Origin of the sequence: Saccharothrix tamanrassetensis (genome assembly GCF_014203665.1) — a bacterium.
Taxonomy (GTDB): Bacteria; Actinomycetota; Actinomycetes; order Mycobacteriales; family Pseudonocardiaceae; genus Actinosynnema; species Actinosynnema tamanrassetense.
This window is the reverse complement of sequence record NZ_JACHJN010000013.1, coordinates 89,417-108,366: the sequence shown is the minus strand read 5'-3', so window position 1 is coordinate 108,366 and position 18,950 is coordinate 89,417. Positions and strand designations below refer to the sequence as shown.

Annotated in this window: 15 protein-coding genes; 4 read left to right on the top strand and 11 right to left on the bottom strand. The window is 72.6% G+C overall.

The window, feature by feature from the left end:
• Positions 1-58: 58 nt before the first annotated feature.
• Positions 59-772 (top strand): YqeB family protein, encoded by a 714-nt coding sequence (locus tag FHS29_RS32190; protein ID WP_184697450.1) that lies wholly within the window; start codon positions 59-61, stop codon positions 770-772.
• Positions 773-893: 121 nt separating this feature from the next.
• Here FHS29_RS32190 and FHS29_RS32185 read toward each other — a convergent pair whose 3' ends face one another.
• From FHS29_RS32185 to FHS29_RS32170, 4 genes are all read right to left on the bottom strand, one after another.
• Positions 894-1,427 carry a regulatory protein RecX gene (locus FHS29_RS32185; RefSeq protein WP_184697820.1) on the bottom strand — a complete coding sequence of 178 codons (534 nt, stop codon included), beginning with the start codon at positions 1,425-1,427 and terminating at the stop codon, positions 894-896.
• A gap of 851 nt (positions 1,428-2,278) precedes the next feature.
• Positions 2,279-3,319, bottom strand: coding sequence for a recombinase RecA (recA, locus tag FHS29_RS32180; protein ID WP_184697447.1), 1,041 nt, complete (start codon positions 3,317-3,319; stop codon positions 2,279-2,281).
• 172 nt (positions 3,320-3,491) lie between these two features.
• Positions 3,492-3,686 (bottom strand): DUF3046 domain-containing protein, encoded by a 195-nt coding sequence (locus FHS29_RS32175; protein ID WP_184697444.1) that lies wholly within the window; start codon positions 3,684-3,686, stop codon positions 3,492-3,494.
• Between the two features lie 10 nt (positions 3,687-3,696).
• On the bottom strand, positions 3,697-4,158 hold the full coding sequence (locus tag FHS29_RS32170) for a cupin domain-containing protein (RefSeq protein WP_184697441.1): 462 nt from the start codon (positions 4,156-4,158) through the stop codon (positions 3,697-3,699).
• A 71-nt stretch (positions 4,159-4,229) separates the two neighbouring features.
• Between FHS29_RS32170 and FHS29_RS32165 the strand changes: the two genes are divergently transcribed.
• Complete coding sequence (locus FHS29_RS32165) at positions 4,230-5,084, top strand: LysR family transcriptional regulator (RefSeq protein WP_184697438.1); 855 nt, start codon at positions 4,230-4,232, stop codon at positions 5,082-5,084.
• Between the two features lie 109 nt (positions 5,085-5,193).
• Here the strand turns inward: FHS29_RS32165 and FHS29_RS32160 are convergent, their stop codons facing one another.
• Positions 5,194-6,435, bottom strand: a complete 1,242-nt coding sequence (locus FHS29_RS32160) for an MFS transporter (protein ID WP_246441084.1) — start codon at positions 6,433-6,435, stop codon at positions 5,194-5,196.
• A gap of 49 nt (positions 6,436-6,484) precedes the next feature.
• On the bottom strand, positions 6,485-8,389 hold the full coding sequence (locus tag FHS29_RS32155) for an Hsp70 family protein (RefSeq protein WP_184697435.1): 1,905 nt from the start codon (positions 8,387-8,389) through the stop codon (positions 6,485-6,487).
• A gap of 374 nt (positions 8,390-8,763) precedes the next feature.
• Here FHS29_RS32155 and FHS29_RS32150 point away from each other — a divergent pair, with 374 nt between their 5' ends.
• A complete protein-coding gene (locus FHS29_RS32150) occupies positions 8,764-13,335 on the top strand; it encodes an ATP-dependent helicase (protein WP_184697432.1) in 4,572 nt (1,523 codons plus the stop codon).
• 236 nt (positions 13,336-13,571) lie between these two features.
• Here FHS29_RS32150 and FHS29_RS32145 read toward each other — a convergent pair whose 3' ends face one another.
• The 3 genes from FHS29_RS32145 to FHS29_RS32135 form a co-directional block, all read right to left on the bottom strand.
• Complete coding sequence (locus FHS29_RS32145) at positions 13,572-14,567, bottom strand: 1-aminocyclopropane-1-carboxylate deaminase (protein ID WP_184697429.1); 996 nt, start codon at positions 14,565-14,567, stop codon at positions 13,572-13,574.
• A complete protein-coding gene (locus FHS29_RS32140; RefSeq protein WP_184697426.1) occupies positions 14,554-15,207 on the bottom strand; it encodes a GntR family transcriptional regulator in 654 nt (217 codons plus the stop codon). Before FHS29_RS32140 ends, FHS29_RS32145 begins: the two co-directional genes overlap by 14 nt.
• A gap of 101 nt (positions 15,208-15,308) precedes the next feature.
• Positions 15,309-16,019 (bottom strand): VOC family protein, encoded by a 711-nt coding sequence (locus FHS29_RS32135; RefSeq protein ID WP_184697423.1) that lies wholly within the window; start codon positions 16,017-16,019, stop codon positions 15,309-15,311.
• Positions 16,020-16,043: 24 nt separating this feature from the next.
• Between FHS29_RS32135 and FHS29_RS32130 the strand changes: the two genes are divergently transcribed.
• A complete protein-coding gene (locus FHS29_RS32130; RefSeq protein WP_184697420.1) occupies positions 16,044-17,630 on the top strand; it encodes an alkaline phosphatase D family protein in 1,587 nt (528 codons plus the stop codon).
• 4 nt (positions 17,631-17,634) lie between these two features.
• Here FHS29_RS32130 and FHS29_RS32125 read toward each other — a convergent pair whose 3' ends face one another.
• Together FHS29_RS32125 and FHS29_RS32120 are read right to left on the bottom strand one after the other, a co-directional pair.
• The gene (locus tag FHS29_RS32125) at positions 17,635-18,396 is read right to left on the bottom strand and encodes a maleylpyruvate isomerase N-terminal domain-containing protein (protein WP_184697417.1); all 762 of its coding nucleotides are present in this window, start codon (positions 18,394-18,396) and stop codon (positions 17,635-17,637) included.
• The gene (locus tag FHS29_RS32120; protein ID WP_184697414.1) at positions 18,393-18,818 is read right to left on the bottom strand and encodes an SAV_6107 family HEPN domain-containing protein; all 426 of its coding nucleotides are present in this window, start codon (positions 18,816-18,818) and stop codon (positions 18,393-18,395) included. The genes FHS29_RS32125 and FHS29_RS32120 overlap by 4 nt, the downstream gene beginning before the upstream one ends.
• Between the last annotated feature and the right edge of the window lie 132 nt (positions 18,819-18,950).

Sequence of the window (18,950 nt, the reverse complement as noted above, 5' to 3'; positions counted from 1 at the left end):
GTTCGGGCGCCGTCCTGGTGCGATAGGTTGACCGTCGCACTTGGGGAGGGTGTTGGGGATGAACGCGCGACGAACCACCGTCGTCACCGAGCCGGGCCGGCAGGTGGCGCTGGTGTGGGCCGGTCTCCCGGTGTTGGGCGCGGCCGTGCTGTGGGGTGTGCAGGCCGGCGCGGACTGGGTGGTGTCGCTGCCGTTCGCGCCACTGCACGGGCCGTTCGAACTGGTGGCGTCCATCCCGGAGCCGCAGGCGACGTTCGGTGCCATCGGCTTGGGCCTGCTGGTCGGGTTCGTGGTGGCGTTCATGGCTGCGGCAGAACGGCTTTCGGTCGAGATCGCCGACGAGTCGGTCATCCTCAACCGCGGCGGCACCGAACGCATGCTGGACCGCACGCAGGTGTCCGGGGTGTTCCTGGAGGGCAAGAAACTGGTGGTGCTCGGCCTGGGCACCGAGGAACTGGCGCGGGAGACCTCGGACCTGCGCGGCACCGACCTGGCGGACGCCTTCCAGCGGCACGGCTACCCGTGGCTGACCGAAGACCCGTACCGCGGCGAGTACCGGCGGTGGGTCGACGACATGCCCGGCCTGCCACCCGGTGGGAACGCGTTGCTGCGGGCTCGGGCCAAGGCGTTGAAGAAGAACGACACCGAGGACGCGAACCAACTGCGCACCGAACTGGCCCGGCTCGGCGTGGTGGTGCGCGAGGACCGCAAGCGCCAGTTCTGGCGACTCAGCAGCCACGACCAGGCGAGGATCGACCCAGACGGGCGTTAGGCAGGACCGGCCCGAGACAGCTCCGAGCAGCGTTAGGCAGGACCGGTCCAAGACAGCTCCGGGCGGCGGTGGGCAAGGCCGACCTGGGACAGGCCCGGGCGATACGCGGGGCCTTTCCGGTCTAGTCCGGCAGGTAGTCGTCCAGCGGCGACTCGATCTCCGCGTTGCGCAACTCTTCCCGCACCACCCGGTAGGCCATGCCTTCGGCGTAGCCCTTGCGCGCCAACGCCCCCACCAGCCGACGGATCTTCACCTGGTCCTCCAGCCCGGACATCGTCCGGAGCTTCTTGCGCACCAGCTCCCGCGCCCGCTCCTGCTCGGCCTCGTCGTCCACCGCGGCGACGGCCTCGGCCACCACCTCGTCCGCGACACCCTTGCGCCGCAGCTCCATCGCCAACGCCCGCCGCCCGAGCCCCTGGTACGTGTGCCTGGACCGGACCCAGACCTCGGCGAACGCGACGTCGTCGATCAGCCCGGCCCGGTCGAACTTGCCCAGCACCAGTTCGGCCGTCTCCTCGCGGATGCCCTTGCGCAACAAGGCGTCCTTGAGCTCGACGCGGGTCCGGGCACGCGCGGTGAGCAGGGCGTAGCAGATGTCGGCCGCCTTGCGCTGCTCCTTCGCGGGGTCGACCGGCTTGGCAGTCTCGGTGTCGATATCGGTGTCGGTGTGCTGATCGGCGTCGGTGTCGGTGCACCCGGCACGGTCGGCAGTCCGGGCAGAACCCCGCCGTCGACCACCGGACCTGCCCCGGCGGGCACCGCCCTCCGCACCGGCCCGCCCACGACGCCCCTCAGCCGCGAACGGATCCGCCGCCACCGGCGCACCACCACGCGCACCGGCCACCGGAACCGCTTCACCGGAAGCACCCCGGAGGTGGCCGAGTTCGCCGAACAGATCGCTCCCGGACCCGCCGTCGGCGAGATCACTCCCGGACTCGCTGTCAGCCGGAGTACCCGCACCCGGAGCGCTCTCGATCGGGGCGCTCTCGCCAGAAGCAATTCCACCCGAAGCGATTCCATCCGAAACGCGCCCGCCCACAGCGATCTCACCCGAAGCGGTCTCATCCGAAGCGGTCTCGTCCGGTGTGATCTCGTCCGGTGTCGTCTCGACTGGCGTGAAATCGGCCGGAGCGGTCTCGGTGGCCCGGCTTGTCGGCGCGACCGGCACGGCTTCACCGGAGGCGTTCCTGCGACGGCCCAGGGTCTCGAACGGATCGTCGTCCGCCGAGGCACCGGCGCGGCTGCCCTCCGAGACGACCCGGACGGCCTCGCCGGAAGCACTCCTGAGCCGGCCCCAGGCCTCGAACGGGTCCTCGTCCGCCGAGGCCTGTTCCGAAGCCGCCACCTGTTCCGGAGTGGCCGCCCGTTCCCGGTCCGCCTCCCTCGAAGCGGGCCGTTCCCGATCCACTTCCGCCGAAGCGGCGGCATCCCGGTCCACGGACTCGAACGGGTCGGCCGAAGGGTCGCGGGGTGTCCCGCGACCACGGCCGCCTTGCCCCGCCACTGCTAGAAGTCGACCGGCGCGGGTGCCGTGTCGTCGGCGTCGAGCGTCGCACCGATGCCGAGCTTGTCCTTGATCCGCTTCTCGATCTCGTTGGCCACGTCGGGGTTCTCGCGCAGGAACTTGCGCGCGTTCTCCTTGCCCTGGCCCAGCTGGTCGCCCTCGTAGGTGTACCAGGCGCCCGACTTGCGCAGGATGGCCTGGTCCACGCCCATGTCGATGAGCGAGCCCTCCCGGCTGATGCCGTGGCCGTAGAGGATGTCGAACTCCGCCTGCTTGAACGGCGGGGCGACCTTGTTCTTCACGACCTTGACCCTGGTCCGGTTGCCGACCGGCTCGCCGCCGTCCTTCAGCGTCTCGATCCGGCGCACGTCCAAGCGCACCGACGCGTAGAACTTCAGCGCCTTGCCACCCGTCGTGGTCTCCGGCGAGCCGAACATCACGCCGATCTTCTCGCGCAGCTGGTTGATGAAGATCGCGGTGGTGTTGGACGTGCTCAGCGCACCGGTGATCTTCCGCAGCGCCTGGCTCATCAGCCGCGCCTGGAGGCCCACGTGGTTGTCGCCCATCTCGCCCTCGATCTCGGCCCGGGGCACCAGCGCGGCCACCGAGTCGATCACCAGGATGTCCAGCGCGCCGGAGCGGACCAGCATGTCCGCGATCTCCAGCGCCTGCTCGCCGGTGTCCGGCTGGGACACCAGCAGCGCGTCGGTGTCGACGCCCAGCTTCTTCGCGTAGTCCGGGTCCAGCGCGTGCTCGGCGTCGATGAACGCCGCGATGCCGCCGTTGCGCTGCGCGTTGGCCACCGAGTGCAGCGCCACCGTGGTCTTACCGGACGACTCCGGGCCGTAGATCTCCACCACGCGGCCGCGCGGCAGGCCGCCGATGCCGAGCGCGACGTCGAGCGCGATCGCGCCGGTGGGGATCACCTCGATCGGGGCGCGGCCTTCCTCGCCGAGCCGCATGACCGAGCCCTTGCCGAACTGCTTGTCGATCTGGGCCAGGGCCAGTTCGAGGGCCTTGTCCCGGTCGGGTGCCTGTGCCATCTGGAGTCCACCTCGGTTTGTCTTCTGGGTCGCTGAGCGATGTCGGGGCCGACGTTACGGGCGGGGTACGACATTTCTCGGCGGGGATCGGGTCACCTGCGGGGTTTCGTCACCCGGTCGTGTCGGGGACTATAGCCGAACAGGTGTTCGACCACCGGGTCGACACGCCGGCTCACCGCCGGTGTTCCGGCACGTCGAACGCGTCGCAGACGGCCAGCCAGATCTCCTTGGCCGGCACGCCGTCCTCCAGCGCCTGGTCCGGGGTGCGCCCGCCGAGCGCGGACATCACGTGGTCCCTGGCCACCATCTCCGCCCTGACCTGGCCGAACTCGTTCGCCATCAGCTTGCGGAACACCGTATTGCGCATCGCGACCAGGCTAGCGCGCCGCTTTCCAGGCCGGGCTGTCGACGTAGTGGTTGTCGTAGAGGTCCTGCGACGCGCCGATCTCCGCCGGGTCGGCCAGGCCGCGCTGCACGCGGTCCAGCAGGCGGTAGTAGTCGAACCGGCCCATGCCGGGCGTGAAGACGAACAGGACGTCGGCGTCCGCGCCCTTCAACGCGCCGAACGCGTGCGGCACGCGGGGCGGCACCACGAGGAAGTCGCCGCGTTCCAGCGTGATCACGTCCTGGTCGAGCAGCACCTGGAGCGTCCCGTCGAGCACGAAGAACAGCTCCGACGCACGGGTGTGGAAGTGCGGCGGGGCGCCGTTCGCGCCGTCGAGGAAGGTGGAGCGGTTGCCGGTCAGCCCGTCCAGGTCGGCGAGCAGGGTGACGACGGCGGCGGGGTCGGCGGTGAGCTTCTCGGCCTTGTCGGCCCGCACGAGCAGTGTGTTTCCCATGAGTAAGACGATCGCTCGGATCAGCGCGCCCAACAACGACGGAGATCGTATCGAACGATAACCTGTGCGTTATGGAACGGCGGGACATCGAGATCTTCCTGGCCTTGGCCGAGGAGTTGCACTTCAGCCGCACCGCCGAGCGCCTGCACGTGTCGCAGGCGCGCGTCAGCCAGACCGTCAGGCAGCTGGAACGCCGCATCGGCGCGCCCCTGTTCGAACGCACCAGCCGCCGCGTCGCCCTCACCCCGATCGGCCGACGGCTCCGGGACGACATCGCCCCCGCCTACCAGCGCATCGTGGAAGGCGTCGAACGCGCCATCGCCGCGGGCAGAGGCACCGGACTGCTCCGGATCGGGTTCGCCGCCCCGGCCGTCGCCGACCTCATCACGGACGTCCTGGACCGTTACCGGAGCCGTCACCCCGATAGCGAGGTGCGCGTCCGCGAAGCCGCCTTCGTGGACCCGTTCGCGCTGCTCAGGGAGGACGAGGTGGACGTGCTGGTGACGCTGTTCCCGGTGGACGAGCCCGACCTGACGGCCGGTCCGGCGGTGTTGCGCGAACCGATGGTGCTGGCCGTGGCCGACACACACCCGTTCACCAGGCAGGGCCACGTGACGATGGAGGACCTGGCGCGCGACACGGTCTTCCGCGCCGCCTACTGGCGTGACACGACGCCTTCGGGTCGTCCCATCGAGCGCGGACGCACCCTTACGACGTTCCAAGAGCTCATGACCGTGATCGCGAACGGCGAAGGCGTGTGCCCGTTGGGCGCGCACGCGATCGGCTACTTCTCGCGTCCGAGAGTCACGTTCCTGCCGCTGCGGGACGCACCGGAGATCGTCTGGGGCCTCGTCTGGCGCACTGCGGGCGAGACAAGCCGTGTCCGCGAACTCGCCGCAGCGGCGCTAACCTCGAACCATGGATGACCCAACGGGCCTGTCGTCGCCACTCGGCCAGGTCGCGATCATCGCCGGCCTGGTCGCCGCTCTCGTGGTCGGCATCCGCGCCTGGTGGTACCACCACCGCAAGCGCTGATCAGCGCACCCGCTGCAACGACATGAACAGGCACGCCACGAGCAGCGGCAACGCCGTGAACCCGACGAGCAGCCCCAGCGCGGCGTAGGACCACACGGTCACCACTACGCCCGCCGCGACACCGCCCGCCGCACCGCCGATGTTCATGCACAGGTCCGACAGGCCCTGCGCGGCCGGCCGGTCCGCCGTCGCGACCGACTCGGTGAGCAGCGCGGACCCCGCCACCAGGCCCGCCGACCAGCCGAGACCCAGCAGCGCCAGACCCGCCGCGAGCTGCGGCGCGTCGTGCGAGGGGGCCATACCCGCGATGCCGGACGCGGCCACCACCAGCGCCGAGCCGATGGCCAGCACGGGCACCCGGCCCAACCGGTCCGCCATCCACCCGAACAACGGGCTGGCCGCGTACATCGCGGCCACGTGCAGGCTGATCACCACACCCACGACCCGCAGCGACGCCCCGGCGTGGTCCATGTGCACCGGGGTCATCGACATGAGCCCCACCATCGCCGTGTGGCACAACGTGATGCCGCCCAACGCGAGCTTCCCGCCGGCGGGCAGCGCGCGCCACACCGCGCCGGAGCCACGCGTGTCACCCACTCCCCCGGCGCAATGCGCGGGCGCCACCGGGGCGGCCGACTGCACGACCGTCAACGGGTCCGGGCGCAGGAAGCGCAGCACAGTCAGCGCGGCCAGCCCGAACAGCACCGCCGCCATCAGGTACGGACCCGCGCCGACCGGCAGGCCGAGCCGCGCGGCGATCCGACCGGCCGGGTCCGCCAGGTTCGGCCCGGCGACCGCGCCGATCGTCGCCGACCACACCACGACCGCCAGCGAACGGGCCCGCCGCTGCGGGTGCGCCAGGTCCGTCCCGGCGTAGCGGGCGGCGAGGTTCGCGCTGCTCGCGGCCCCGAACAGGACCAGCGCGGCCAGCAGCACCTGCCACGAGCCGAGCACCACGGCACACGCCGCGACCGCCGCGCCGGCCGCGCCCGCCCCGTAGCCCAGCACCAGCGCCGGGCGGCGTCCCCGGCGGGCGGCGAGCCGTGCCGTGGGCAGCGCGAACAGCGCCGCCCCGAGCACCGCGCCGGTCTGCGCGAGCCCGCCCACCGCGTCCGAGCCGGACAGCGCCGCCGCGATCAGGGTGGAGACCGCCAGGCCGGTGGTCACGCCCGCCGCGCCCAGCACCTGGCCGGCCACGAGCACGCGGAGGACCTTGCGCTGCACCACCTCGACCGTGGTCATGATCATGATCGTGCCAGGCCGAATGGCCCAGGCACAGCCTCCGTCCGGGTCAGGTGCCCGGCTGGACGACGTTCTCGAAGAAGTCCGCGACCGAGTCGGCGGTCAGGTCACCGCCGCCGCTCTTGGTCACGATGCCCAGCAGCGGCCGTTCGTCGGCGGTGAACGCGAGCAGCCCCACCCCGCCGTCCGCAGCGGCCCGGTACTTGCCCTTGAAGCCGTTGCCCGCCCACTCGGCCTCCACCATGTCCGCCTTGAGCGAGCGCACCACGGCGTCCGCGCCCTGCTGGGCGCCCGTGACGGTGTCGGTGAGGATGTACTGGACCGAGTAGTCGTCCTTGACCGAACAGCTCACCACGGTGCCCTTGATGGCGCTGATGCCCGACACACCGGCCGAGCCGCCCGCCTTGCACGTGTTGCCGTCCGGGATCTTGCCCGCGAGCTGACGCAGGCACTGCGTGAAGCCTTGGGCGTCCTTCTCGGTCTCGTTCTTGCAGTCCTGCGCGGTGGGCACGCCCTGGCCGCCGAACGCGAAGATGCCGCCCACCACGGCCAGCACGACCACGACGGCCGCGCCCACCGCGATGAGGACGTTCTTGTTGGGCTTCTTCTTCTGCGGCTGCTGCGTGCGCGGGGTGACGTTCGGGAAGTTGAACTGCTGCGGCCCGGTCTGCGGGTAGTTGACCTGATACGGCCCGCTCACCGCCGGGTTGGTCACCTGGTACGGACCGCTCACCGCGGGGTTGTTGACCTGATACGGCCCACTGACCGCCGGGTTGGTCACCTGGTACGGACCGCTCATGGCCGGGTTCTGCACGGGGTTCGGCCCGGTCACCGGCTTGGTGATCACCGTCGCCGGCTCTTTGGAGACCTTCAGCGGCTCCTTGGTGCGCGGCGTCACGCCGTCCTTGGGCACGTGGTGCGCGCCCAGCGCCACCGCCGTCTCCGGCTGGTCCAGGCTCGTCGGCACCACCCGCACCTGCTCGGCGATCATGGTCGCCACCAGCGGGATCCGGCTCGAACCGCCGACCAGGTAGATGCCCGCGAGCTGGTTCGGCGCGAGACCGGTGGAGCGGATCGTGGACGCCAGCAGCTCCACGCTGCGCAGCATGCTGGGGCGGACCAGCGCCTCCAGGTCGGAGCGGTTGACCAGCACGTCCTCGAACGGCTCGGGCATCGGCACCTCGGTGTGCGCGTGCCGGGACAGCGACTCCTTGGCCGCCCTCACGTCCTCCTGGAGCGCGCGCCGGGCGCGTCGGTCGGCCGTCGACTCGGGACGCAGCAGCCGCTGCCAGACCGCCGGGTCGCGGTGCGACACCTGGCGTCCGACGTGTTCCAGGAGGGCTTGGTCCACGTCCAGGCCGCCCAGGTCTTGCAGACCGTCCTCGGCGAGCACGGTGAAGCCGTTCTGGGTCGCGCCGACGATGGCCACGTCGAACGTGCCCGCGCCCAGGTCGTACACGGCCAGCGCCTGGCCCACCGACAGCGAGGCGTAGTGCGACGCCGCCGCGACCGGCTCGGGCACCAGCACGATGTCCTTGTCCACGCCCGCGAGCCGGGCGGCGGACAGCAGCACGTTGCGGCGGGTCGGGCCCCACTGGGCGGGGTGGGTGAGGCGGATCTCGTCCAGCGGCTCGCCGCCCAGCTGGCGGGTGGTCTCCTCCAGCACGCGGCGCAGCACGGCGGCCAGCGCGTCGGCGACCGGGACGACGTTGTCGCCGAGCAGCAGGGCGCCGTCGTCCACCCGGCGCTTGGGGTTGGGCTCGAACCGCGACGGGTCCAGCCGGGCGCGGCGCTCGGCGTCCCGGCCGACCACCAGCGAGCCGTCCTCTTCGCAGTACACGGCCGAGGGCATGGTGGCCGACCCGTCCACCTCGACGACCCTGGGCGGCCTGCCGTGCGCCGCGAGCACCGCGACGGTGTTGGAAGTGCCCAGGTCAACGGACAGGACGCGCACGACCACCCCTTAGCTCTCCGAACCGGGGTGATCCTGTCACAGCCCCCTCCCCCACGAGACCGTGTCCGCACTACACACCCCACACCCCCTCACACCCTCTCGACCCCACCCACCTCCCACCCCTCCGGCCCAACCCCTCACACCTCACACCCCCACCCCTCCGACCTAACCCCTCACCTCATCCCTCCCACCTAACCCACCGACGCGGCCCCACCGCGAGGTCGCGTCGGTGGTTCGCACCCCGTTTTCCGTCGATCACGCCCTTCGATCGACGGAAAACGGGGTGCGAACCACCGACTTCCAGGCGACCAAGCCGCCGCCTGCGAAGCAGCGGCAATCAGACACTGTCGTACCCCTGGGTCAGTATGGACGGCATGGATGTCCTGGCCGCTTTCTCCTCCGCGACCCGGCAGTGGTTCGCCGGGGCCTTCGCCGCGCCCACGGCGGCGCAGGCCGGCGCGTGGGAGGCGGCGGCCGCGGGCGAGCACGCCCTCGTCATCGCGCCGACCGGCTCGGGCAAGACGCTGGCCGCGTTCCTCTGGGCGTTGGACAAGCTGGCGTCGAGCCCTCCGCCGGACGATCCCAGGCACCGCTGCCGGGTGCTCTACGTCTCGCCGCTGAAAGCCCTGGCCGTGGACGTGGAGCGCAACCTCCGAGCGCCCTTGGCGGGCATCCGGCAGGCCGCGCACCGGCTGTCCCTGCCCGAACCGCAGATCACGGTCGGCATGAGGACCGGCGACACCCCGGCGGACGAGCGGCGCGCGTTCGCCCGCCGGCCGCCGGACGTGCTGGTGACCACCCCGGAGTCGCTGTTCCTGATCCTCACCTCGTCGGCGCGCGAGTCGCTGCGCGGCGTGGAGACGGTGATCATCGACGAGGTGCACGCGGTCGCGGGCACGAAGCGCGGCGCGCACCTCGCGCTGTCCCTCGAACGGCTGGATTCGCTGCTCGACGGCGGACCCGCGGGGCGCCCCGCCCAGCGCATCGGGCTGTCGGCCACGGTCCGGCCGGTGGAGGAGGTGAGCGCGTTCCTGGCCGGTGGGCGTCCGGTGAAGGTCGTGCAGCCGAAGACCGCGAAGACCATCGAGGTGCGGGTGGAGGTGCCGGTCGAGGACATGTCCACGCTCGGCGAGCCGACCGGCGAGGTGTCCGGCCCGGCGTCGGGCGCGGAGCAGCGGTCCTCGATCTGGCCGTCGGTCGAGCAGCGGGTGCTGGAGCTGGTCCGGGAGCACCGCTCCACGATCGTGTTCGCCAACTCGCGCCGGCTGGCCGAACGGCTCACCGCCCGGCTCAACGAGCTGGCCGAGGAGGCTGCCGAGGAGGCGCCGGAGCCGGAGCGGTTCCCGGCCGAGGCGATCGGGCAGTCGGGGCTGACCACCCAGCGGTCGGCGACCGTGGCCCGCGCGCACCACGGCTCGATGTCGCGCGAGCAGCGGACCGCGGTGGAGGAGGAGCTCAAGTCCGGGCGGCTGCCGTGCGTGGTGGCGACGTCGTCGCTGGAGCTGGGCATCGACATGGGCGCGGTCGACCTGGTGGTGCAGATCGAGGCCCCGCCGACGGTGGCGTCCGGGCTGCAGCGCGTCGGCCGGGCCGGGCACCAGGTGGGCGCGGTGTCGCGCGGGGTGATGTTCCCGAAGTTCCGGGGTGACCTGGTGTCCTGCGCGGTGGTCGCGGAGCGGATGCGGGACGGCGCGATCGAGGCCGTGCGGTACCCGCGCAACCCGCTGGACGTGCTGGCGCAGCACGTCGTGGCCATGGTGGCGATGGAGCCGTGGACGGTGGAGGCGCTGGCCGGGCTGGTGCGGCGGGCCGCGCCGTTCGCCGCGCTGCCGGAGTCGGCGCTGCAGGCGGTGCTGGACATGCTGGCGGGCCGCTACCCGAGCGAGGAGTTCGGCGAGCTGCGGCCGCGGATCACCTGGGACCGGGTCAACGGCGAGCTGCGCGGCCGGCCGGGGTCGCAGCGGCTGGCGGTGACCTCCGGCGGCACCATCCCGGACCGCGGGCTGTTCGCGGTGATGACACCGCCGTCGGAACGCGGTCCCGGCTCGCGGGTGGGCGAGCTGGACGAGGAGATGGTCTACGAGTCGCGGGTGGGCGACACGTTCCTGCTGGGCACCTCGTCGTGGCGGGTGGAGGACATCACGCACGACCGGGTGATCGTGGTGCCCGCGCCCGGTCAGCCCGCGCGGATGCCGTTCTGGAAGGGCGACGCGCCGGGGCGCCCGCTGGAGCTGGGGCGGGCGCTGGGGAAGTTCCTCCGCGAGGTGTCCACGATGGACCCCGCCGACGCCGCGCGGCGGGCCGCCGACGCGGGGCTGGACGCGTGGGCGACGTCGAACCTGCTGGCGTACCTGGGCGAGCAGCGGGAGGCGACCCGGCACGTGCCCAACGACCGGACCGTGCTGGTGGAGCGGTTCCGGGACGAGCTGGGCGACTGGCGGCTGGTGGTGCACTCGCCGTTCGGGGCGCAGGTGAACGCGCCGTGGGCGCTGGCGATCGCGGCCCGGTTGCGGGAGCGGCGCGGCATCGAGGTGCAGGCGGCGCACTCCGACGACGGGATCGTGGTGCGGCTGCCGGACGCGGTCGACCTGGACGGCGCGCAGGTGGTGGCGGGCGCCGACGACGTGCTGCTGGACCCGGAGGAGGTCGAGCAGGTGGTGGTCGCCGAGGTGGGCGGGTCGGCGCTGTTCGCGGCCCGGTTCCGGGAGTGCGCGGCGCGGTCCCTGCTGCTGCCCCGGCGCGACCCGAAGCGCCGGACACCGCTGTGGCAGCAGCGGCAGCGGGCGGCGCAACTGCTGTCCGTGGCGGCGAAGTACGAGAGCTTCCCGGTGGTGCTGGAGGCGATGCGGGAAGTCCTCCAGGACGTGTACGACGTGCCCGGCCTGCGTGAGCTGATGTCCGACGTGCGGGCGCGGCGGGTGCGCGTGGTGGAGGTGGAGACGTCCGGGCCGTCGCCGTTCGCGCGCAGCCTGCTGTTCGGCTACGTCGGGATGTTCCTGTACGAGGTGGACGCGCCGCTGGCGGAGCGGCGGGCGGCGGCGCTGTCGCTGGACTCGGCGCTGCTGGCGGAGCTGCTGGGTTCGGAGGCGATCCGGGAGCTGCTCGACCCGGAGGTCGTCGAAGAGGTCGAGCGCAGCCTCCAGCGGCTGGCCCCGGACCGGCACGCCCGCGACGCCGAGGGCGCGGCCGACCTGCTGCGGTTCCTGGGCGACCTGTCCGAGGCGGAGGCCTCGGCCCGGGGCATCCGACCGGAGTGGCTGACCGAGCTGGTGGCGCAGCGGCGGGCGCTGCGGGTGCGGATCGCGGGCGAGGAACGGGTGATCGGCATCGAGGACGCGGGCCGGGTGCGGGACGCGCTGGGCGTGGCGCTGCCGGTGGGCGTGCCGGAGGCGTTCACCGAGCCGGTGGCGGATCCGTTGGGCGACCTGCTGTCCCGGTACGCGCGAACACACGGGCCGTTCCCGGCGATGGAGGCCGCGGCGCGGTTCGGGTTGGGCGTCGCGGTGGTGACCGGCGTGCTGGAGCGGATGGCGGCCACCGGCCGGCTGGTGCGCGGCGAGCTGCGCCCCGGCGGCACCCACACCGAGTACTGCGACGCCGACGTGCTGCGGCGGCTGCGGCGGGCGTCGCTGGCGCGGCTGCGGTCCGAGGTGGAGCCGGTCGAACCGGCCGCACTGGGCCGGTTCCTGCCGAGCTGGCACGGCGTGGGCCGCAGGCTGCGCGGCGCGCCCACGGTGGACGACGTGTACTCGGTGGTGGAGCAGCTGGCGGGTGCGCCACTGCCCGCGAGCGCCGTCGAGTCGCTGGTGCTGCCCGCCCGGCTGCCCGGCTACACCCCGGCGCTGCTGGACGAGCTGACCGCGTCCGGCGAGGTGACGTGGACCGGCTGCGGCTCGCTGGCGGGCGGGGACGGCTGGATCGCGCTGGCCCCGACGGACGTGGCCGACCTGCTGCTGCCCGACCTGGTGCCGGAGGCGATGCCGGAGTCGTCGCTGCACACCGCCGTGGTGGAGGCGTTGGCGGGCGGGGCGCTGTTCTTCCGGCAACTGGTGGACCGGGTGTCGTTGCAGGGTCCGACGACCGACGGCGACGTCGTCGGTGCGCTGTGGGACCTGGTGTGGGCGGGCGTGGTCACCAACGACACGCTGTCGCCGCTGCGCGCCTTGGTCTCCGGCGGTGGCGCCGCGCACAAACCCCGCCGCACCGCACCGCGCGGCCGGTACGCGCGGATGCGGACCGGCCGGCCGGACATGCCCAGCCGCACCGGACCGCCGACCGTGGCCGGGCGCTGGTCGCTGGCCGTGGTGCCGGTGTCCGACCCGACGCGGCGCGCGCACGCCAGGGCGGAGGCGTTCCTGGAACGGCACGGCGTGCTCACCAGGGGCGCGCTGGACACCGAACGCGTGACCGGCGGGTTCAGCGGCGTGTACCGGGTGCTGCGGGCGATGGAGGAGTCCGGCCAGGTCGTGCGCGGCTACGTGGTCGAAGGGCTCGGCGCGGCGCAGTTCGCGGCACGCGGCGCGGTCGACCGCCTGCGCGCGCTGTCCCGCCCGCCCGGCCAGGAACACATCGGCACACCGGAGGCCGTGGTGCTGGCCGCCACCGACCCGGCCCAGCCGTACGGCGCGGCGCTGCCGTGGCCCGACCCGTTGGGCGAGGGCAAGCACCGGCCGGGGCGGAAGTCCGGGTCGTTGACCGTGCTGGTGGACGGCGTGGCGGCGCTGTACGTGGAACGCGGCGGGCGTTCGCTGCTGTCGTTCAGCGAGGAGGACGACGTCCTGCACGCCGCGGCACAGGCCCTGAGCCGCGCGGTGCGCGACGGCTGGCTCGGGCAGCTGGCCCTGCAACGGGCGGACGGGGAGGTGGCTCTGGGCTCACGGCTGGCCGGCATCCTCCAGGAAGCGGGCTTCCGCGCCACCCCGAAGGGCTTGCGGCTGCGGGCTTAGCCGGCTTTCCCGGGGAGATCCGACTCAACCCCTTGGACCACACCGGTCCCAGCCCTCACCGCTTCGCGCAGGCCGGTGCAGCTCGTCTGCTCGCGCGCCCCCTCCGCACAGGCCGGCACAGCGTGACTTTCTCACTCACCCGCCCCGCGCAAGCCCGGCCGCACCCGCCTCCGCACAGGCCGGTAGAGCCAAGTCCTGCCTCCCGGGCAGCCGCATCGGACCCGGAGCTGCCGGCGTCAGCGGAACAGGCTGCTGTAGGCGTTGAGCGCGGGCTGGCCGCCGAGGTGTGCGTACAGGACGGTCGAGTCGCGGGGGATCTCGCCGGAGGACACGAGTTCCACCAGGCCCGCCAGCGACTTCCCCTCGTACACCGGGTCGGTGATCATGCCTTCCAGGCGTGCACCAAGCTTCATCGCGTCCACGGTGGACTCGCCCGGCACGCCGTAGATGCCCTCGTGGAAACGCTCGTCGAGCACCACGTCGGTCTCGCGGACCTCCACCTCCAGCAGGTTCCCGGTCCTCTGCGCGATGCGGGTGATCTGGTCGCGGGTGTCGCACGGCTCGGCCGACGCGTCGATCCCGACGACCCGACGGCCGCTGCCCGCGAACCCGGCCACCATCCCGGCCTGGGTGCTGCCGGTCACCGAGCACACCACGACGGTGTCGAACCGGACGCCCAGCTCGGCCTCCTGCCGTTCCACCTCGGCCGCCCACCCCGCGAACCCGAGACCGCCCAACGGGTGGTCCGACGCGCCCGCCGGGATCGGGTACGGCTTGCCGCCGGACGCACGGACGTCCTCGATCGCCTGTTCCCACGCGGGTTTCACGCCGATGCCGAAGCCCGCCTGCACCAGCCGGACGTCGGCGCCCATGAGCCGGCTGAGCAGGATGTTGCCCACCCGGTCGTAGACGGCGTCCGGCCAGTCCACCCAGCTCTCCTGCACCAGCACGCACTTCAGCCCGGCCCGCGCCGCCGCCGCGGCGACCTGCCGGGTGTGGTTGGACTGCACGCCACCGATCGACACCAACGTGTCGCACCCGGTCGCCAGCGCGTCCGCCACCAGGTACTCCAGCTTGCGCGTCTTGTTGCCGCCGTAGGCCAACCCGGAGTTGCAGTCCTCCCGCTTGGCCCACACCGACGCGCCGCCGAGGTGCCGGGTCAGCCGTTCCAGCGGGTGCACCGGAGAAGGGCCGAAGGTCAGCGGGTACCGCGCGAAATCACCCAGCGCCATGTGGGTCCTCCTCCGACAACTCGGCCAGCGTGGCCCAGTTCCGCTCCACCAACCGCGCCGCGAGTTCGGCGTCGGCCACCGCGCAGGCGGCGATGATCTCCTCGTGCATGGCCACCGAGTGCCGGCCGGGCGGCGTGGCCAGCCGCAACCGCTCCAACCGCCGCACCAACGGCGTGTAGCGCTCGATCGTGGCGACAACGGCGAAGTTCCCACTCCCCCGCACGGCGACGTCGTGGAACTCGTCGTCCGCCGCCAACGCCGCCGCCACGTCCCCCGCGGCCAACGCCGTGGCGAACCGCCCGTTGGCCGCTCGCATCGCAGCCAGGTCGGTCGGACCCATCCGGGGCACCGCGAGCCGGACCGCCAGAGCGTGCATCGCCTGGACGACCGCGTGCGCATCCCGAACCGGCGCGGTGTCCAACGGTGTGACCCGCGTGTAGCTGTGCGGCTTCGACTCGACCAGACCTTCGTCGGCCAACCGCGCCAGCGCCTCCCGAACCGGCGTCCGCGACAGCCCCAACCGCTCGGCCAGCGCCACGTCCTTGATCGCCGCGCCGGGCGCCAGGTCGCCGCCCAGGATCGCCTCGCGAATCGCACTCAGCGCCTGGTCGCGATACAACGCCCGACTGATATATTGCATTCCGGCGACCCTAGCCCGCTCGCAGCGCGATGACCAGCACGTTGTGGACGAATCGCCGGCGGAACGGATCACCGCTGCCGACCCGGCTTCCGCAACGGGATTCAGCGCGGGGTCAGGACGCAGAACTCGTTGCCCTCCGGGTCGGCCAGCACCACCCACTCGACCGCCCCTTGGCCCACGTCCGCACGCACGGCCCCCTGCGCCTCCAGCCGGACCACCTCCGTGGGCAGATCCCCGTCCGCAGGCGGCACGACGTCCAGGTGCACCCGGTTCTTCACCGCCTTCGCCTCGTCGACCCGGACGAACTCCAACCAGAACGCCGACTCCTGGCGCAGCGACGCGAACTCCTCCCCCGCACGGACCACCGGCAGCCCCGTGGCGTGCGACCAGAAAGCAGCCAGCGCGGACGGGTCCACGGCGTCGACCACCACAGCCGCCACGGGACCGACGTCCGAGTACTCGGCACGCGGCTCCAGGACGCAGAACTCGTTGCCCTCCGGGTCGGCCAGCACCACCCACGGCACGGTTCCCTGCCCGATGTCGACCGGTCGCGCTCCCAGTTCCCGCGCCCGCGCCACCAGAGCGGCCTGGTGCTCCGGAGACGTCGAATTCAGGTCCAGGTGCAGGCGGTTCTTCACCGACTTCGGCTCGGGCACCGGCACGAACACCAGGTCCGTGCCGGCACTCAGCGTCACGTCCACCTCGTCGGCGCTCTCCCCGGTGACCGGCCGCGCCAGCAGTTCCGACCAGAACCGGCCCAGTCGGACCGGGTCGGCGGCGTCCACGACGACGTCGTGCAACCTCGTTCCCATGATGCGAAGGTAACGTCTGCGCCCATGGCCGCACTGGTGCTTGGTCCCGTACTGCGACATGTCGACGCCACGTCGGCCACCGTCTGGGTGGAAACCGACGCGGCTTGCGAGGTGACCATCGCGAATCACCGTGCCGCGACGTTCCAGGTGGGTGAGCAGCACTTCGCGCTGGTCGTGGTGGAAGGGCTGGAACCCGGCACCAGCACGCTCTACGACGTGCGACTGGACGGTCACGTGGTGTGGCCGGAGGCCGACTCCTCGTTCCCGCGCCCCCGCATCCGCACCGGGAAGGTGAAGCAGCTGGTGTTCGGGTCCTGCCGCGCCGCCAAGGCGGGCGGGCCGAACCAGCAGGCGGCGGACAAGCTCGGGCCGGACGCGCTGGACGCGTTCGCGCTCCGGATGAAGGACTGGCCCGAGGAGCGCTGGCCGGACGCGCTGCTGCTGCTCGGCGACCAGGTCTACGCGGACGAGCCGACGCCCCGGGTCAAGAAGTGGCTGGCCGAGCGCAGACCCGAGCCCGCGGGCGAGGTGGTGTCGTTCCGCGAGTACGCCGAGCTCTACCACGAGTCGTGGGCCGACCCGGAGATCCGCTGGCTGATGTCCGTGCTGCCGACGTCGATGATCTTCGACGACCACGACATCCGGGACGACTGGAACACCTCCCGGGTGTGGCGGGCGGAGATGGCGGAGAAACCGTGGTGGCGCAAGCGGATCCGGGCCGGGCTGGCGTCGTACTGGGTGTACCAGCACCTGGGCAACCTCGCGCCGGACGAACTCGCGCGGGACGGGCTGTTCGTCAAGGTGCAGGCCGCCGGGGGCGACGTGCAGGGGCTGCTGGAGGACTTCGCCGAGCAGGCCGACCGGGAGGTGGAGGGCCGCAAGTCCACCCGGTGGAGCTACCGGCGCGACTTCGGGCGGGTGCGGCTGCTCGTCGTGGACACCCGCAGCGGCCGGATCCTGGACGGGCCGGAGCGGCTGATGGTCGGCCACGAGGAGTTCGACTGGATCGAGCGCAACGCCGAGGGGGACTTCGACCACCTGCTGATCGGCTCGTCGCTGCCGTGGCTGATGCCGCACGCGCTGAGCCACTTCCAGTCCCTCAACGAACGCGCCGCGGAACGCCCCGGACGGCGCGGGCGGATCGCCGAGAAGGTGCGCCAGGTGGGCGACCTGGAGCACTGGCCCGCGTTCCGCGCGTCGTTCGAGCGGATGGCGCGCTTCATCCACCGCATCGGCAGCGGCGAGTCCGCGCCGGGCACCATCTGCGTGCTGTCCGGCGACGTCCACCACAGCTACGCGGCCCGCGCCGAGTTCCCCCGGCCGATCCACTCCCAAGTGCTGCAACTGGTCTGCTCGCCGGTGCACAACGACCCGCCGTGGATCTTCCGCCCGGTGTTCCGGCTGTTCTGGTCCGGTCCGCTGGCCCGGCTGCTGCGCCGCCGGGCCGACCGCGCCGGCGTGCCCGCCGACCCGGTCTCGTGGACCAAGATCAGCGGACCGCACTTCGGCAACTCGGTGGCGGTGCTGGAGATCACCGGCCGCAACGCCCGCTACCGGCTGGAGACCGCCGGCCCGGACGGCCTGGCGGAGAGCGCCGACCTGACGCTGTGACCCGCTACTTCGTCGCCAGCCGGAGCAGTGCCCACAGCTGGGCGATGGCGTCGTGGTCGCCGGTGGTCCGCACGTCGCGGTCGGGGATGCGGCCCCACAGCCAGCGGTAGACCAGCACCGGGGGGCCGGTGACGTCGCCGTCCGCCGACTCCGCTTCCTCCGGTGACGCCTGCCACGCCGTGGACGGTTCGGGGCCGGTGCGGGCGAGCCACGTGCGGCGGGCGGTGCGGATCGCCACCGTGCCCTCCCGGGTGCCGCGCACGCCCAGCACGTCGAGCCGGTGGCCCAGCCACAGGGACAGCACCTCGTCCGCGCCGTCCTCGGCGATGTCGTCGGGCACCGGGTCCAGTGGCAGACCGGCCGCCGACTGCACGTCCATCCGGTGCACGGTGGACTCGTGCGCGAGCCGGCGGGCCCAGAACCCGCAGGTCCGCTCCTGCGGCCACCACGTCTCGCACGGGTCGTCGGCCTCGCGTTCGGACAGCGCGTCCACCAGCGGCTCGACGCCTTCGCGCAGGTAGTCCGACAGCGTCTGCCCGTGCGCCGGGTCCTGTTGCCAGGCAACGGGTTGCCGCCCTTCGCGGACCCACGCCGTCACCATCCGGTACATGCTGCCCACGTGCCGCGCGGTCTCGCCCAGGTTCAGGCCCGGGCACGCCGGCACCTGGCGTTCCGGGCGCTGTCCGTGCGCCGACGCCGCCAACAGCTCGGCTTCCGCCGCCACGGTCTCGATCAGCCGGTCGTAGTCGACCAGTCCCCTGCTCACAGTCTGCCCTCGTACATGATCTCGTCGACCAGCTCGGTGAACTGCGCCGCTTGGCGCACCAGGTCGTCGGCACTCCGTCGGTTCACCTGCCGGGTGATGCCCGCCTGCACCGCCGCCCGCGCCGCGGAGCAGGACGCGAAGTACGCCGCCCACTCCCGCAGCTCGGGGGCCAGGGTCGGCAGCAGCACCCACACGCTGGTCGGCTTGGCCCGCCCCCGGTGGGGCCTGCCGCGCGACGCCAGGACGGCCGCGGCAGCCCGCATCGCGCCCAGGTAGGCGGTGGTGAACCGGTCGGCGGGCTCGGTCGCGTGCTCGGCTTCGCGCACGCAGTCGCGGGCCTGGGCGAGCAGACTGACGGCCGACGCCGGCGGCAGGGGCAACGGCACCCGTCGGGTGCTGGGGAAGTCGGTCGAAGTCGACATCGGCGGCCTCCTCGCGGCGTCGGGACAGCGACGACCGCCGCGGGGAGACGGCGGCACTTGGTGGTGGGGCGCTTCCCCCGCCCCACCACCAAGGCATAGCTCGAACAAGTGTTCGAGCCTGATCAGCGTAAC